Origin of the sequence: Jatrophihabitans sp. (assembly GCA_036389035.1) — a bacterium.
GTDB lineage: Bacteria > Actinomycetota > Actinomycetes > Mycobacteriales > Jatrophihabitantaceae > Jatrophihabitans_A.
In genome coordinates this window covers 25,387-39,827 of record DASVQQ010000017.1, presented here as the reverse complement: position 1 = coordinate 39,827, position 14,441 = coordinate 25,387, and the positions used below count along the sequence as shown (strand labels likewise).

15 protein-coding genes are annotated in these 14,441 nt (G+C 70.0%); 10 read left to right on the top strand and 5 right to left on the bottom strand.

Annotation, left to right across the window (positions count from 1 at the left end):
• The first annotated feature begins 217 nt into the window (after positions 1-217).
• The 5 genes from VF557_12015 to VF557_11995 all read left to right on the top strand — a co-directional run bounded on the left by VF557_12015 (position 218) and on the right by VF557_11995 (position 6,458).
• Positions 218-1,321 (top strand): Gfo/Idh/MocA family oxidoreductase, encoded by a 1,104-nt coding sequence (locus VF557_12015; protein HEX8080931.1) that lies wholly within the window; start codon positions 218-220, stop codon positions 1,319-1,321.
• The gene (locus VF557_12010) at positions 1,318-3,021 is read left to right on the top strand and encodes a sugar ABC transporter ATP-binding protein (protein ID HEX8080930.1); all 1,704 of its coding nucleotides are present in this window, start codon (positions 1,318-1,320) and stop codon (positions 3,019-3,021) included. Before VF557_12015 ends, VF557_12010 begins: the two co-directional genes overlap by 4 nt.
• Positions 3,018-4,097 carry an ABC transporter permease gene (locus VF557_12005; protein ID HEX8080929.1) on the top strand — a complete coding sequence of 360 codons (1,080 nt, stop codon included), beginning with the start codon at positions 3,018-3,020 and terminating at the stop codon, positions 4,095-4,097. Before VF557_12010 ends, VF557_12005 begins: the two co-directional genes overlap by 4 nt.
• A gap of 83 nt (positions 4,098-4,180) precedes the next feature.
• Positions 4,181-5,266, top strand: coding sequence for a substrate-binding domain-containing protein (locus VF557_12000; GenBank protein ID HEX8080928.1), 1,086 nt, complete (start codon positions 4,181-4,183; stop codon positions 5,264-5,266).
• Positions 5,267-5,435: 169 nt separating this feature from the next.
• Positions 5,436-6,458 carry a sugar phosphate isomerase/epimerase family protein gene (locus VF557_11995; GenBank protein ID HEX8080927.1) on the top strand — a complete coding sequence of 341 codons (1,023 nt, stop codon included), beginning with the start codon at positions 5,436-5,438 and terminating at the stop codon, positions 6,456-6,458.
• Positions 6,459-6,480: 22 nt separating this feature from the next.
• Here the strand turns inward: VF557_11995 and VF557_11990 are convergent, their stop codons facing one another.
• Entirely contained in the window at positions 6,481-7,005 is a 525-nt protein-coding gene (locus VF557_11990) for a hypothetical protein (GenBank protein HEX8080926.1), read from the bottom strand.
• 28 nt (positions 7,006-7,033) lie between these two features.
• Positions 7,034-7,522, bottom strand: coding sequence for a GNAT family N-acetyltransferase (locus VF557_11985; protein ID HEX8080925.1), 489 nt, complete (start codon positions 7,520-7,522; stop codon positions 7,034-7,036).
• Positions 7,523-7,612: 90 nt separating this feature from the next.
• Here VF557_11985 and VF557_11980 point away from each other — a divergent pair, with 90 nt between their 5' ends.
• The gene (locus tag VF557_11980; GenBank protein ID HEX8080924.1) at positions 7,613-8,164 is read left to right on the top strand and encodes a DinB family protein; all 552 of its coding nucleotides are present in this window, start codon (positions 7,613-7,615) and stop codon (positions 8,162-8,164) included.
• Positions 8,165-8,356: 192 nt separating this feature from the next.
• Here VF557_11980 and VF557_11975 read toward each other — a convergent pair whose 3' ends face one another.
• From VF557_11975 to VF557_11965, 3 genes are read right to left on the bottom strand one after another with little or no spacing between them, the layout of a single operon-like run.
• Positions 8,357-8,836, bottom strand: a complete 480-nt coding sequence (locus VF557_11975) for a hypothetical protein (GenBank protein HEX8080923.1) — start codon at positions 8,834-8,836, stop codon at positions 8,357-8,359.
• Positions 8,837-8,859: 23 nt separating this feature from the next.
• Positions 8,860-9,852: a pyridoxal-phosphate dependent enzyme gene (locus VF557_11970; GenBank protein HEX8080922.1), complete on the bottom strand. Its 993-nt coding sequence runs from the start codon at positions 9,850-9,852 to the stop codon at positions 8,860-8,862.
• A 2-nt stretch (positions 9,853-9,854) separates the two neighbouring features.
• Positions 9,855-11,117 carry an MFS transporter gene (locus VF557_11965; protein HEX8080921.1) on the bottom strand — a complete coding sequence of 421 codons (1,263 nt, stop codon included), beginning with the start codon at positions 11,115-11,117 and terminating at the stop codon, positions 9,855-9,857.
• Between the two features lie 58 nt (positions 11,118-11,175).
• On the opposite strand from VF557_11965, the gene VF557_11960 reads away from it, so the two are divergent.
• Genes VF557_11960 through VF557_11945 form a run of 4 tightly spaced genes read left to right on the top strand, consistent with a single transcriptional unit; the run spans position 11,176 to position 14,433 of the window.
• A complete protein-coding gene (locus VF557_11960) occupies positions 11,176-11,673 on the top strand; it encodes a winged helix-turn-helix domain-containing protein (protein ID HEX8080920.1) in 498 nt (165 codons plus the stop codon).
• 59 nt (positions 11,674-11,732) lie between these two features.
• A complete protein-coding gene (locus VF557_11955; protein ID HEX8080919.1) occupies positions 11,733-12,140 on the top strand; it encodes a VOC family protein in 408 nt (135 codons plus the stop codon).
• On the top strand, positions 12,137-13,288 hold the full coding sequence (locus VF557_11950) for a serine hydrolase domain-containing protein (GenBank protein ID HEX8080918.1): 1,152 nt from the start codon (positions 12,137-12,139) through the stop codon (positions 13,286-13,288). Before VF557_11955 ends, VF557_11950 begins: the two co-directional genes overlap by 4 nt.
• Positions 13,288-14,433: a serine hydrolase domain-containing protein gene (locus VF557_11945; GenBank protein ID HEX8080917.1), complete on the top strand. Its 1,146-nt coding sequence runs from the start codon at positions 13,288-13,290 to the stop codon at positions 14,431-14,433. Before VF557_11950 ends, VF557_11945 begins: the two co-directional genes overlap by 1 nt.
• Positions 14,434-14,441: the final 8 nt, after the last annotated feature.

Below are 14,441 nucleotides of genomic sequence, written 5' to 3'. Positions count from 1 at the left end.
TTACGCTCAAATTACCAATGTGTGGCGGATTACGGCTCGTTTGTTAAGCCTTATCGTTGACTTTCGCATCTCACGTGCAATAGCGTGCGGAGCACACAACCCGTACCACACACGGCGTCACCGGTGAGAGGGGCTACCGCATGGAACTGATCCGCAGCGGCAAGGACCGGCCTTACGGCTGCTCCCTGCGCTCGAGGCGCGTGGATCGGACGCGCGGATGACCGCCGGCATGCAGGCCGCGATCGTGGGGACCGGCTTCATCGCCGGGGTGCACGCGCATGCGGTGCGAGCCGCCGGCGGCGAGGTGGCGGCCGTGCTCGGCAGCGGCGCTGCCACCACGGCCAGCGGCGTGCGGGCTATGGGGGCCCGGCGGGGCGCGGCGGATCTCGCCGAGCTGCTGGCGGCGCCGGACGTCGACGTCGTGCACATCTGCACTCCCAACCGGACGCACACCGAGATGGCGCAGGCCGCGCTGGCCGCCGGCAAGCACGTGATCTGCGAGAAGCCGCTGGCGACCTCGGTGTCCGACGCCCAGCGCCTGACCGAACTGGCCGGCGAGGCCGGGCGGGTGGCCAGCGTGCCGTTCGTCTACCGCTTCTACTCCTCGGTTCGCGAGGCCCGCAACCGGATCGCCCGCGACGCGGCCGGCCCGTTGTGGCTGCTGCACGGCACCTACCTGCAGGACTGGCTGTCTGCCAGCGACGCGACGAACTGGCGGATGGATCCCGCGCTGGGCGGCGCCTCGCGCGCGTTCGGCGACATCGGCGTGCACTGGTGCGACCTGATGGAGTTCACGACCGGGCACCGGATCGTCCGGCTCGCCGCGCAGCTGGGCAGCGCCTACAAGGAGCGGCACCTCGGTGACGGCACTGAGGACCGCACCGACCCCGGCACGGAGGATGGCGCGGTCGTCGTCTTCCAGACCGACCGCGGCGCCATGGGCTCGGTGGTGGTGTCCCAGGTGACTCCCGGCCGCAAGAACCGCCTGTGGTTCTCCTTCGACGGCCCCGACGCCTCGTACTCCTTCGACCAGGAGGCGCCCGACGCGCTGTGGATGGGCGCCCGCGACCAGAACGTCGTCCTGATGCGCGGCACGGAGGTCTTCGGCCAACCTGCCTCTACCTACTCGCGGCTGCCGGCGGGTCACCCGCAGGGCTACCAGGACGCCTTCAACGCCTATGTCTGCGACGTCTACGCCGCAGTGGCCGGGCACGCCCCCGACGGGCTGCCGCTGTTCGCCGACGGGCTGCGGGCCGCGGTCCTGACCCAAGCGGTGATGGACGCGGCCGCGTCCCAGACCTGGATCGAGGTGCCGGCATGACCGAGAACGCCATGACCACCGCCCAGCCCGCCGCCGGTGGCGCCGAGACGCCGCTGCTGCGGCTCACCGGCATCGTGAAGACCTTTCCCGGCGTCCGAGCCCTGGACGGGGTCGAGCTGGAGGTGCTGGCCGGCGAGGTGCACTGCCTGCTCGGGCAGAACGGCGCCGGCAAGTCGACCCTGATCAAGGTGCTGGCGGGCGTGCACCGCCCGGACTCCGGCTCGTTGCTCTGGCACGGCGAGGAGACCTCGTTCAGCGGGCCGCAGGCCGCCACCAAGGCGGGCATCGCCACGATCTACCAGGAGCTGGACCTCGTCGATGACCTGACGGTGGCCGAGAACATCTTTCTGGGGCACGAGCAGGCCGCGGCCGGCTTCGTGCGCCGCGGCCGGATGCGGGCCGAGGCAGCCGCCGTGCTAGGTCGGCTCGGCCACGGCGACATCCCGGTGAACCGCAAGGTCGGGCGGCTGCCCGCCGCCGCCAAGCAGATCGTGAGCATGGGACGGGCGCTGTCCCACGACGCTCAACTGCTCGTCATGGACGAGCCCAGCGCGGTCCTGGCCCACGACGAGGTGGCGAACCTGTTCCGGGTCATCCGCGACCTCACCGCGCGCGGCATCGCGGTCATCTACATCTCCCACCGGCTGGAGGAGATCCGCGAGATCGGTGACCGGGTGACCGTGCTCAAGGACGGTCGCACCTCGGCGGTGAACCTGCCGGCCCGCACCACCAGGACCGACGAGCTGGTCACCCGGATGACCGGCCGCAGCATCGAGTACGTCTTTCCGGAGCGGGCCCGGCGCGCCGAGCTCCTCGAGGTCACCCAACGAGCCGAGGTCACCGAACGAGCCGGGGCCACCGAGCGAGCCGGGGTCACCGAGCGGGGGGAGAGCACCGGCGGGAGCCCGGCGTTGCTCGAGGTGACCGGGCTGACCCGGGCGGGCGAGTTCGTCGACGTGTCCCTGTCGGTGCGCGCGGGTGAGATCGTGGGCATCGCGGGGCTGGTCGGGTCAGGGCGCTCGGAGCTGCTGGAGACCATCTACGGCGCCCGCAAGCCCACCAGCGGCGAGGTGCGCCTGGACGGTCGCAAGCTGCCACCGGGTCAGGTGGCCAGCGCCGTGCGGGCCGGTCTCGGGCTGGCGCCGGAGGAGCGCAAGAGCCAGGCGCTGGTGCTGGAGGACAGGATCTACCGCAACGTCACCCTGGCCACTTTCTCCCGCTACGCAAAGGGTGGGATGACCAGGGCCGGCGCCGAGCGCGCCGCGTCCGCCGAGATCGCCGACCTGCTCGCCCTGCATCCGCGCGGGGTCGACCGGCCGGTGAAGACGCTGTCCGGCGGCAACCAGCAGAAGGTCGTCCTCGGCCGCTGGCTGCTGAACCCCGCCGGCGAGGCCCCACTGCAATCCGGACGGTCTCGGCGATCCTCCGGCACCCGCCTGCTGCTGCTGGACGAGCCCACCCGCGGGGTGGACGTCGGCGCCAGGGCGGATCTCTACCGGGTCATCCGCCGGATGGCTGATGACGGCATGGGCGTGCTCATGGTCTCCAGCGAGGTGCCCGAGGTTCTGGGCCTGGCGGACCGCGTGATCGTCATGCGTGAGGGCCGGGTCGTGCGCGAGGCGCCGGCCGGTGAACTGAATGAGGAAACCGTCCTCGATCTCGTCATGGCGGGATCGCTACTGGAAGTGGATAGCCCATGACCGACCACGTCAAGGTGATCACGCCTCAGGCCGAGGCGTCGCCGGCGCACGGATCTTCCGCCGCGTCCCCGCCGCCGTCAGGCGGATTCTCCCTTCGTCACTGGTTCCGCGAGGACGCCAGCGAGCCGGTGCGCCGCAACCTGGGGCTGATCGCGGTGCTGATCGCCCTGTACGGGATCGGGGCGTGGAGCCGGCCGGACATCTTTTTGGACGCCGACCGGCTCTGGAGCAACGAGCTGACCGTGCTCACCCTGGCATCGAGCATCGGCGTGGTCGCGATCGGGATGACCTTCGTCATCATCAGCGGCGGCATCGACCTGTCGGTGGGGGCGTTGCTGGCTTTGGCCAGCGTCTGGGCCACCACGCTGTCGACCCAGTCCTACGGCGCGGTGATGATGGTCTTCGTCGCCCTGGTGGTGGGCACGGTTGCCGGCCTCACCAACGGCTTTCTCATCTCCTACGGCCGGATGGCGCCCTTCATCGCGACGCTGGCGACGATGGTCGCCGCGCGCGGCCTGGCCCAGAAGATCTCGGGCAAGCAGACCCAGGTCGTCAGCGTCAACGGCATCACCGACATCGCGCAGCGCAAGTTCCTCGGGGTGCCGTGGTTGGTGATCATCTTCGCCGTGGTCGCCGCGCTGGCCTGGGTGCTGCTCAACCGGACCACCTTCGGACGCCGCAGCGCCGCGATCGGCGGCAACGGCGAGGCCGCCCGGCTGGCCGGCATCAGCGTCCGCCGTACCCAGGTGATCATCTACGGGCTGTCCGGCTTCTGTTGCGGGCTCGCCGCCCTGATGGTGACCGCGCAGGCCAACTCCGGCTCGTCGGACCACGGCAACCTGTACGAGTTGCAGGCCATCGCGGCGGTGATCATCGGCGGCACGGCGCTGGCCGGCGGCCGGGGCACCATCGTCGGCTCGGTGCTGGGCGTGCTGGTGTTCAGCCAGATCACCAACCTGTTCATCGTGAACAACCTGGCCATCGAGTACCAGCTGATCGCCCAGGGCGTGATCATCGTCGCCGCGGTCCTCATCCAGAGCTTCCGGGTCGGTTCGCTACGGCGGCGACCGACATGAGCGCCCGTCGCTCGCTTCTCAGCCGGGCGCAACGCCGGCTCTCAACGTCAGCAGCAACAACCATCTCAACCGCGGAGGATGCAGTGAACAATCGCAAGAGCAACGAGCACGGTGGCGGCAGCCGTCGTCGGCTATTCACCGGCGCCGTCGCCATCGCCGCCGCCGCGGGGATGGTGCTGACCGGCTGCACCAGCAACACGCCGAAGTCGACCGCCACCACCGGAGGGTCGAACGCGGCGGCGCCGGCCGGCAACACCGGCGGCGCGCAGGCTCCGGGCAAGAAGGTGCGGATCATGTTCTCCGGCCCGGTCGCCGACCACGGCTTCCTGGCGGCCATCAACCGGTTCGCCAAGGAGCAGGCGGCGAAGTACCCCGACGTCACCTTCACCGCGCTGGAGGCCGCTCCGGACGCCCCGTCCCAGATCGCCGCGGTGGAGACCGCGATCGCCGAGAAGCCGGACGCGCTGATCATCTTCCCGCAGGACGGTGACCAGCTCACCGGCGTGGGCAAGGCGGCCACCGCCGCAGGCATCCCGGTGATCAACCTGGACCGCCGCTTCAACGACCAGAGCGCCTACCGGATGTTCCTGGCCGGTGACAACTACAAGGTGGGCTTCAACGCCGGCACCTACATCGGCAACAAGCTCAAGGGCAAGTCCGACGCCGTGATCGGCGAGATCACCGGCATCCAGACCCTGGCCCTGACCCGGGAGCGCTCGGAGGGCTTCGCCGACGCGCTGGCCATCCACGGCCTGAAGGTGTCGCGGCAGGTCAACGCCTCGTTCACGGTTCAGTCGGGCCAGTCGGCCATGGCCAACCTGCTGGCCGCCGCGCCGAAGCTCGACGCGGTGTTCAACCACGACGATGACCAGAACATCGGCTCGGAGGCGGCCGCCGCCCAGGCCAACCGCAAGGAGTTCTTCATCGTCGGCACCGCGGCCTCGAACGCGATGCTCAAGCACATCAAGAACGGCGATGCCCGCATCGAGGCCGACGTCACCTTTACCCCGGCGATCGCCGCGACCGCGGTGTCGATGGCCCGGCTGATCGCGCAGGGACGGTCCTCCGATGACCTGGCCGGCCTGCCGCTGCCCAGCTACATGCTCATCGACTCCGAGCTGGTCACCAAGGACAACGTCGCCCAGTATGAGAAGTTCGGCTGGGACTAGGTTCGTCTGGTTCGAGGCTGGCCGGGATCCGTCCCGGTCAGCCTCGGCCGCTTTGGGAGGCGTTGATCGTTGGCCCTCTGGCAGGGTGACCTGCCGGGCCAGTCCCTGCTTGACGGCCAACGATCGCGACTTTCGCCTTCACCGTTCACACGTCACGAAGGAGCTACCAGTGCGCCGCCCGATCACGCTGTTCACCGGCCAGTGGGCCGACCTGCCCTTCGAAGAGGTGGCCCGGCTTGCCGCGAGCTGGGGTTACGACGGGCTGGAGATCGCCTGCTGGGGCGATCACCTCGACGTGGCAAGGGCAGTCGCCGATCCGGCGTACCTGCAGACCCGGCGCGACATCCTCGACGTCCACGGGCTGAAGGTGTACGCCATCTCCAACCACCTGGCCGGGCAGGCGGTGTGCGACGACCCGATCGACGCCCGGCACCGCGACATGCTGCTGCCGGCCATCTGGGGTGACGGTGACCCCGAGGGCGTGCGGCAGCGGGCCGCGCAGGCGCTCAAGGACACCGCGGTGGTGGCGGCCAAGCTCGGCGTGGACACCGTGGTCGGGTTCACCGGCTCGGCCGCGTGGAAGTACGTCGCGATGTTCCCGCCGGTGTCGCCGGCGCTGATGGACGCGGCCTACCAGGACTTCGCCGACCGGTGGAACCCGATCCTCGACGTGTTCGACGACCAGGGGGTCCGGTTCGCCCACGAGGTGCACCCGAGCGAGATCGCCTATGACTACTACACGACCGAGCGCGCGCTGGAGGCGATCGGGCATCGGGAAGCGTTCGGGCTGAACTGGGACCCGAGCCACTTCGTCTGGCAGGCGCTCGACCCGGTCATGTTCATCTGGGACTTCCGGGACCGGATCTATCACGTCGACTGCAAGGACACCCGGCTGCGGACCGGCAACGGTCGTAGGGGAGTGCTCGGCTCGCACCTGCCATGGGCGGATCCCCGGCGTGGCTGGGACTTCGTCTCCACCGGCCACGGCGACGTCCCGTGGGAGGACTGCTTCCGGATGCTGAACACGATCGGCTACACCGGCCCGCTGTCCATCGAATGGGAGGACGCCGGCATGGACCGGCTGGTCGGCGCGCCGGAGGCCCGCGAGTTCGTCGCCGGTCTGGCCTTCGACCCGCCGACCGCGGCGTTCGACGCGGCGTTCGCCAGCGCCAAGGACGACTCGCCTGCTTAGTCCGGCCGCTGGATTTCTTTACTCAGCGAGGGAACAGCTCGCCGATGGGCGCGATGACATCGGACGCGCCGCACATCCAGACCGGTGTTCCGTCGTGAAGGCGCGGGTTCAGCGGATGGGTGTTCGGATGCCGTGGGCAGTGCGGCCACACCGCCGGGCGGCCCGCGAACCAGAGCGCCGTGATCTCGCTCTCCTGGAACTCGTCGGCGAGGTTTACCAGTCGGTCGGGTAGCGGTTGGTGTCGCGGCACCCTGATCGCTGCACCGGTGCCGTCCTCCCACCGCACTCCAGCCGTGTAGGAGTCGGGATCGTCACAACCCCAGTGAGCCGGCGCCACCATGGGGATGATCGCGTCCGGCGGCCGCAGGTCGCGAGCGATGATCTCCCATGCCTCAAACAGCTCGGGAGCCATCCAGTCCGCGAGGGTGGCCTGGTCCGGCGGTGGCGGCGGCGGTTGCCACTGGGCAGGTAGGTCACTGACCGTTCCGCCGGGGATCTCCACGATCGTCGTCTCGACTCGGACGTAACCAGGCTCGAATTGCTCCATGCAGGCGATTCTGTCAGGCGGTGGCGCCTCAGAGCAGCTTGACCAGCAGCTCGGCCGACTCCGTCTCGTCGTGCCAGGCGCCCTGGTCATCACGCCAGCGGTAGGAGCACGCATCGACTACGTCCGTTGGCTGGTATCCCAGTCGCCGGTAGAGCCGAGCAGCGTTCGGGTTTTCAAAACTGGCGCTGACCGCGATCTGAGTTACTCCGCTGGTTCGCGCTTGTTGTTCGGCTGTCGCAAGGATCGCAGTGCCGGCGCCGCGTCCTCGATGTTGCTCGCGGACCTGCAGGTGGTTGACCTCGACGCAGTGCGGAAAGGCGGTGCGGGCGTTCTCGCCGACGCATCCGCGCCACTGGATGAGCGCCCAGCCCAATACCTCGCCGGCTTCCCAACAGACGAGGAACGTCGCGGCTTTGCCTTGCTGCTGTTCAAAATGCGCGCCGGCCACGTCGTCCGGGGTCGGCCACTGCGCGCGCAGAAGCTCGAGATCGCTCGCTGAGCAGGCCCTGACTTCCATTCCACCATCCAACACTCGGGTGTGAGCCGCCGTCGAGCCGCCACTCACAATCCGCTTGCCTGGTCGAGGCGGCGCCGCGAGCATGAGGGCATGACGAAGCTCCAGCACCGCGCCGATCTGTTCATGGACCCCGCCAAGGACCCGCGCGAGGGCGGTACGAGGCTCGGCGACGAGCGGGCGACGCTGACCGAGTTCCTGCGTGGTCAGCGGCTGACCCTGCAGCTCAAATGCGAGGGCCTGGACCCCGAACAGCTCGCCCGCCGTGCGGTCGAGCCGTCGACGATGTCGCTGCTCGGCCTGCTCCGGCACATGGCCGAGGTGGAGCGTGGCTGGTTCCGGCGGCGGTTCGCCGGCCAGGACGTGCCCAAGCGCTACCAGTCCGAGGACGAGCCCGACGGCGACTTCGACGGGGCAGTGGCCGATCAGGCGGTGGTGGACGAGGCGTGGGCGGCCTGGCGTGAGGAGGTCGCCTTCGCTGAGCAGTTCACGCGTGACACCGACCTGGGTTTCGTCGGGGTCGACAGCAATGGGGACCCGATCTCGCTGCGCGAGCTGCTGGTGCACATGGTCGAGGAGTACGCGCGCCACAACGGCCACGCGGACCTGCTGCGTGAGCGCATCGACGGCCGCCTCGGCCAGTAGCCCGCTTATCGAAAAGTGCCGTCGGGAGGAATCGAACCTTCCGCAACGTCCATGCTCGACTGCCACGCTAAGCGTCGTCTGCTGGCGGTTTCCCACCGTCGCATCCAGGACCGGCACCTAAGTAAACCCCGGCCGGCTGGGTGGGGTCATCCTCAAAAGTGGTGACATTCGTCATGGGCGGCAGCAGGCAGCTCAGCCGCCACCGCTCAATCCAGGGATGGTGGCCAGATCGGTGAGCACGGCTTTGCGGTCCTCGTCCTCGGCGATGTCCTCAACGGCTCGAAGGGCTTGGTCGGTCCAGCTGGCGGCAACGGCCGTATCGCCCGCGACACCGGCGGCGCGGGCCAACGCCTCGTAGGCGAAGGCCAGGTCCCAGTCACCGATCCCGTTGGCCTGGCAGATCTGCAGGCAGCGCCGGGCGTGGTAGCCGGCCGGCTCGCCGCGCCCGAGCACCGCGTACACCCGCGACACCTGCCATTCGCTGCGAGCCAGGTTGTTCGCCGTCGCGCCGGTGCCCTCGGCCCGCCAGTGATGAGCCGACGCGTGCGCCATGTGCAGCATCGCGTCGTCCTCTTCGACGGTGCGATCCTGCTTGTCCATCAGCTCCCACACCCGGTTGAACAGCTCGACCCCGATCGCGCGGTGGTCCAGGGCCTTGTCAGAACCGGTCATGCGTGCAGTATCTCGCCAATGCCTCAGCCGGGGTAGTGGCCCAGGCCCTGCTCGGCCCGGTTGATCGCGTCCTGATATCCGAACAGCCCCGGCATGCCGCCGGTGTGCAGGAACACCGTCTTCACGCCCGCGGCGATCGTGCCGTCCGAGACGGCCGCCACCAGGGCGGCCATGGCACGGCCGGTGTAGATCGGGTCCAGCACCAGGGCCTCGGTGCGCCCGACCAGGCGCATCGCCGCCATGGACTGATCGGTCACGTCGGGGTAACCGGCGCCGATCTGGTCGAGGCTGATCCGCAGCTCCTCGGCGGCGACCGCCCGCGGGCCGACCTGGCCGGCCAGCTCGGCCACCGTGCCGGCCGGATCGACCAGGGCGCCGACTTCCACCCCGAACACCCGCTCCGGCCCGAGCGCGGCCACCAGCCCGGCCATCGTCCCGCCCGAGCCGAGGGCGACGACCGCGGTGTGCAGGTCCGGCAGCTGGCCGAGCAGCTCATGACCGGCCTCGAGGTAGCCGCGGGAGGCGATGGCGCTGGAGCCGCCCAGGCCCAGCAGCACCGGACGAGCTCCACCGGCCCGCAGCTGCTCGGTGATAGCGGCTGCGACCTCGCCCAGTCCCACGAAGTCCACGTCACCGGCCCAGTGCACGCGAGCGCCGAACAATCCGTCCAGCGCGACGTTGCCGCCGCGGACTCCGTCGTAGCTGCCGGGAAACACCAGCACCACCTGCAGGCCCAGCCGGACGCCGACCGCGGCGGTCAGCCGGGCGTGGTTGCTCTGCGCCCCGCCGATGGTGACCAGGGTGTCAGCGCCCTCTGCCAGCGCGGCGCCGACCGAGAACTCCAGCTTGCGCAGCTTGTTGCCGCCACCGCCCAGGCCGCCGAGGTCCTCGCGCTTGATCCACAGGTCATCGCTGTTCAGCCCCAGCGCCGCGGCCAGCCGGGGCGCCGGCTCAAGCGCCGTGGGCCAGCTGCCGAGCGTCACCCGCGGCGCCGCTGTGGCCGCATCCGTCGTCATGATCACACCGTAGCGGCGTAGGAGGGCAGCTCGCGCATGCGCCGCAACGGCGACAGGAAGACCGGCAGGAACGACAGCGCGCCGCCGACCGCCACCACGAGCAGCGTCTGCCGCACGCCGATCATCGAGCCGAGCAGCCCGCCGAGAAAGCCGCCGACCGGCATGGTGCCCCACACCAGAAAGCGCATCGTCGCGTTCATCCGGCCGAGCAGCGCGGGCGGGCACAGCCCCTGCCGGAAGCTGACCTGGGTGATGTTGTAGACGACCACGCACAGCCACATCGCGCCCTGGGCGAAGGCCAGCAACGCCAGCGTCCAGTCGCGCTGCACGAACGGCGCGACGAACCCGAACGGCGCCATCGCCAGCGACGAGATCCAGATCGCCGGGCCCTGCCCGACCCGTTCGGCGAACCGGCGGGCCACGAATGAGCCGGCCAGCCCGCCGATCGCCGAGGTCGAGCCGAGCAGGCCGATCAGGCCGGGGGACAGGCTCAGCTCGCGGGCCAGCAGCACGTAGAACACCGCGGTCGCCATCGAGCCGAACAGGTTCGCCGCACCGGTGCACAGCGCGATCGGACGCAGCAGCGGGTTGCCCACCACGAAGCGCAAACCCTCGCCGATCTCGCGGCGCAGGTTGCGGTCGGGCCGGCGCTCGGGCTTTGCCGGCCTGGTCCTGATGGCGGCCACCCAGGACGCCGACCAGAGAAAGCTGAACGCGTCGAGCAGCACCGCGTACGGCGCGGTCAGCACCTGGATGAGCAGCCCGCCGACGCTCGGCCCGCTGATCTGCATCACCGATTCACTCGCCTGCAGCTTGGCATTGGCCTCCACCAGCTGCTCGCGCTCGACCAGTTGCGGCAGGAAGGACTGGTAGGCCACGTCGAAGAACACCGTGCACACCCCGACCAGCAGCGCGACCACGTACAGCTGCTCCATGCCGAGCACGCCCAGCCACTGCGCGAGCGGCACCGACGCCAGCGCCAGCGCGCGCAGCACGTCGTTGAGGATCAGCACGCTGCGAAACCGCATCCGGTCCACCCAGGCGCCGGCCGGCAGGCCCACCAGCAGGAACGCGGCCATCTCGAACATCACCAGCAGCCCGACCTCGAAGGTGCTTGCCTGCACGATGAGAATCGCGACCAGCGGCAGCGCCAGCTGGCTGATGGTGGAGCCAAACTGGCTGATGCTCTCGCCGATCCACAGCCGCCGGAACTCCGGGTGGTGCCACAGGCCGCCACGCCTGGGGTGGTCGAGGTCAGCGGTCACGTCGCCATCGTGTGCCAAGTGATTGGCATTTGTCAATCACTTGGCTAGAGTCTGGGTCATGGACCAGCGGACACCGGCGACCGACGAGGAGGCCAAGGCGCTGGCCTCGGCGCTGCGGTTGCGCATCCTGCGGATCTGCCTGGGGGAGGGCCACACCAACAAGGAGATCGCCGCGATCCTCGAACGCGACCCGGCCAGCATCCTGCACCACATCCGGACGCTGGTGCGGACCGGCTTCCTGCAACCCCAACCTGAGCGGCGCGGCGCCCGCGGCGCGCGGGAGATCCCTTACCTGGCAACCCGAAAGTCCTGGCAGGTCAGCGCCCCGGCGATCGACCGCTCGCTGCTGAACGCCTTTCTGGAGGAGCTCGCCCTGGTGCCCCGCGAGGAGGTGGAGATCGCCCGGCTCGGCCTGCGACTCGCGCCGGAGCACCTGGCCGACTTCCGCGACCGGCTGCTGAACCTGCTGAACGAGGTCTCAGCGCTGCCCGACGACCCGTCCGCGCCGGCCTGGTCGCTGTTCTACGTGCTGCACCCGGACCCGAACCGCCCCTGAGTCTGAGCTCCGCCGTCAGTCCTAAGCTGGCGACGCCAGAGGAACCAGGGGAGGGGTCGATGCTCTCGCATCCGATTGTGGTGAGCCTGCCGATCGCTGACCGCACGGCGGCTTTCGCCTTCTACCGCGACGGATTGGGCTTCGAGGCGGTGGGCGAGCCGGCCGACGACGGCGTGCCGGAGCCGCTGCAGTTCGAGCTCACCGGCGGCGTCCGGCTGATGCTCGTGCCCACCGGCGGCTTCGGGTGGATCAGCGGAGACCACGAGGTCGCGCCGCCCGGCACCAGCGAATGCGTGCTGATCATCGGAACGGACACCGACGCCGAGGTCGACGAGCTGGTGCGGCGCGCGCAGGGCGCCGGGGCTTCGATCGTCACGGCGCCCGGACCTCAACTCTGGGGGTACGCGGGGGCCTTCGCCGACCTGGACGGCCACGTCTGGATGGTCAGGACGCAGGTGGACTGGTGACTGACCTGCGGGGCTTGCTGCAGAGGCACGTCGACAGTGGATCGGCGCCCGGGCTGGTGGCCCTGGTCGCTCGGGGCGGGGACGTCGACGTGCAGGTGGCCGGTCTGGCCGACGTGCGCAGCGGCGCGCCGATGGCCAGGGACTCGATCTTTCGGATCGCCTCGGTCACCAAGCCGATCATCGCCGCGGCGGCCATGACGCTGGTCGACGACGGCCGGATGGCGCTGGCGGACCCGGTCGCGCAGTGGTTGCCCGAGCTCGGGTCGACGCCGGTGCTGCGCACGCCGGCCAGCCCGGTGGAGGACGTGGTGCCGGCCCGCAAGCCGATGACCGTGTACGACCTGCTCAGCTCGCGCGCCGGGTACGGCTTTCCGTCGGACTTCTCGCTGCCGGTGATGCGACTGCTGCTCGAATTGCAGCCGGGGCCGCAGCCGCGGCTGTTTCCCGCGCCGGACGAGTGGCTGGCCCGGCTGGCCCGCATTCCGCTGCTGAGCCAGCCGGGGGAGAGCTGGTTGTACAACACCAGCTCCGACATCCTCAGCGTGCTGATCGCCAGGGTGGCCGGGCGTCCGTTGCCCGAGTTCCTGGCCGAGCGGCTGTTCGAACCGCTCGGTATGAGCGACACCGGGTTCGAGGTGCCGGCCGACAAGTGGGACCGGTTCGCCAGCCTCTACTGGAGGAATGAGGCGGGCGAGCTCGAACGGATCGAGGATCTCGAGGGGCAATGGCGGGTTGCGCCGGCGTTCCCGTCCGGGGCCGGCGGGCTGGTGTCCACCGTCGATGACGTGCACGCCTTCTTCCGAATGCTGATCAACGACGGAACCGCGGGCGGGCGCCGGCTGCTGTCGGCGGAGTCGGTGCGGATGATGACCACGGATCAGCTGACCGCAGCCCAGCGGGAGGCCGGCGAGCTGTTCCTGGAAGGCCAGGGCTGGGGCTTCGGCGGCTCGGTCGACGTCGAATCCCGCGACCCGTGGAACGTGCCGGGACGTTACGGTTGGATCGGCGGCACCGGAACGGCGGCGCATCTCATCGCCGCCACCGGCGCGATCACGATCCTGCTGACCCAGCAGGAGATGACCAGTCCGTCGCCGCCGCCGGTGATGCGGGACTTCTGGCAGTACGCGGCTACCGAGGGGGCGAGCTGATGACCGGCCTGCGCGACATCCTCGACGAGCACGTCGACAGCGGGCCAGAACCCGGGCTGGTCGCCCTGATCGCCCGGGGCGAGGACGTCGACGTGCAGGTGGCCGGCCTGGTCGACGTGCGGAGTGGCACGCCGATGGCCAGGGACTCGATCTTCCGGATCGCCTCGATCACCAAGCCGATCATCGCCGCGGCGGCCATGACGCTGGTCGATGACGGCCGGATGGCGCTGGGGGACCCGGTCGCCCAGTGGCTGCCCGAGCTCGCGTCCCCGTCGGTGGTGCGCACGCCGGCCAGCCCGGTCGAGGACGTGGTGCCCGCGGTCCGGCCGATCACCGTGGAGCACGTACTCAGCTCACGCGCCGGGTACGGCTACTCGTCGGACTTCTCGCTGCCGGCATTGGAGCCGCTGGCGGACCTGGAGCCGGAGGAGCGGCCGGGACCCTCGTTTCCGGGGCCGGACGAGTGGCTGGCCCGGCTGGCCCGGATTCCGCTGCTGGACCAGCCGGGCGATGCCTGGCTGTACAACACCTGCTACGACATCCTCAGCGTGCTGATCGCCAGGGTCGCCGGGCGCCCGCTGGCCGAGTTCCTGGCCGAGCGGCTGTTCGAACCGCTCGGCATGACCGACACCGGGTTCGAGGTGCCGGCCGGCAAGCTGGACCGATTCACCAGCTATTACCAGGCCAATCCGGCGGGCGAGCTTGAGCTGGTCGAGGGCCCGGACCAGCGATGGAGCAGCCCACCCGTTTTCGCTTCCGGTTCCGGCGGGCTGGTGTCCACCGTCGATGACTGGCACGCCTTCGCCCGGCTGCTGATCAACGGCGGGACGGTTGACGGCCGGCAACTCCTGTCACCGGAGTCGGTGCGAATGATGACCACCGATCACCTGACCGCGGCCCAGCGCGCGGCCGGCGAGATCTTCCTGGAGGGCCAGGGCTGGGGTTACGGCGGCTCGGTCGACATCCAGCCCATCGACCCGTGGAACGTGCCGGGACGTTATGGCTGGATCGGCGGCACCGGGACGGCGGCCTACCTGGTGCCCGCCACCGGCCTCATCACGATCCTGCTCAGCCAGCTGACGTTGTCCGCGCCGACGGCGCCCATCGTGATGCAGGATTTCTGGCGGTACGCGGTTCAGGCCTGAGCAGGCCG